1 protein-coding gene is annotated in these 928 nt (G+C 77.3%); it reads left to right on the top strand.

Going from position 1 to position 928, the window contains the following annotated elements:
- Positions 1–141: 141 nt before the first annotated feature.
- Positions 142–882: a 1-acyl-sn-glycerol-3-phosphate acyltransferase gene (locus tag ICW40_RS19900; RefSeq protein WP_308121932.1), complete on the top strand. Its 741-nt coding sequence runs from the start codon at positions 142–144 to the stop codon at positions 880–882.
- Positions 883–928 lie beyond the last annotated feature (46 nt).

The following is a 928-nucleotide window of genomic DNA, read 5'->3' as shown; positions in this document are numbered from 1 at the left end:
GTGCGGCGTCCTCGCAGGGCCGCGCACCCGGCTCGCAGTTCCGCGTCGCGTCGTCGTCGGGCGGCTCGGGCTCGTCGGGCTCCGGCGGCTCGGGCCGCAGCGGCGCCGTCGAGATGTCGATGCAGGGCGGTGGCCGGCGCCGTGGGCGCTGAGCCCCACCGCGACACCACCTCCGCCGACGGCGACCCGACGGGCTCCACGCCCGCCGCGTCGCCGTCGGCGTCCCACGCCGCGCACGACGCGCCGTCGGCCGCTTCAGGCGGACCCGACCAGACGGGTGCGCGTCCCGCCGGTGCGCGTGCGCGGCTCGCGGCGCTCCTGCTGCGGCTCGCGGGCTGGCGCGCCGTCGGCCGGCTGCCCCGCACGGGCGTCTTCATCGGTGCGCCGCACACCTCGAACTGGGACTTCGTCCTCACGGTGCTCGTGCTCTGGAACGCCGGGGTGTCGCCCCGCGTGCTCGTCAAGCGCGAGCTGTTCTGGTGGCCCCTCGGGCCCCTGCTCCGGCGGCTCGGCGCGCTCGAGACCGACCGCGGTGCCGGTGGTCTCGTCGAGCGGCTCACGGCCGAGGCGCGCGGCGACCGGTCGTTCGCGCTCGTCATCGCACCCGACGGCACCCGGCGGCCCACGGACCACTGGAAGTCGGGCTTCTACCGGATCGCCGTCGCGAGCGGCCTGCCCGTGACGCTCGGCTTCATCGACGGGCCGACCCGCACCACCGGCGTCGGCCCCACGGTCGCGCTGACGGGCGACGTGCGCGCCGACATGGACCTGATCCGCGCCTTCTACGCCGACAAGCGCGGCGTGCGCCCGGGCCGCGGCTCGACCCCGTACCTCCGCGAGGAGGGCACCCGCCCCGAGACCCCCGGCCCCCGCACGTCCTGAGACCCGACGGGCGAGTCGTCCCACTTCGCTGGTGACCTGGCGTCAC

It is taken from the genome of Actinotalea ferrariae, from assembly GCF_019733465.1.
GTDB lineage: Bacteria > Actinomycetota > Actinomycetes > Actinomycetales > Cellulomonadaceae > Actinotalea > Actinotalea ferrariae_A.
The sequence above is the reverse complement of the archived record's forward strand: the minus strand, read 5'-3'. Positions and strand labels throughout refer to the sequence as shown.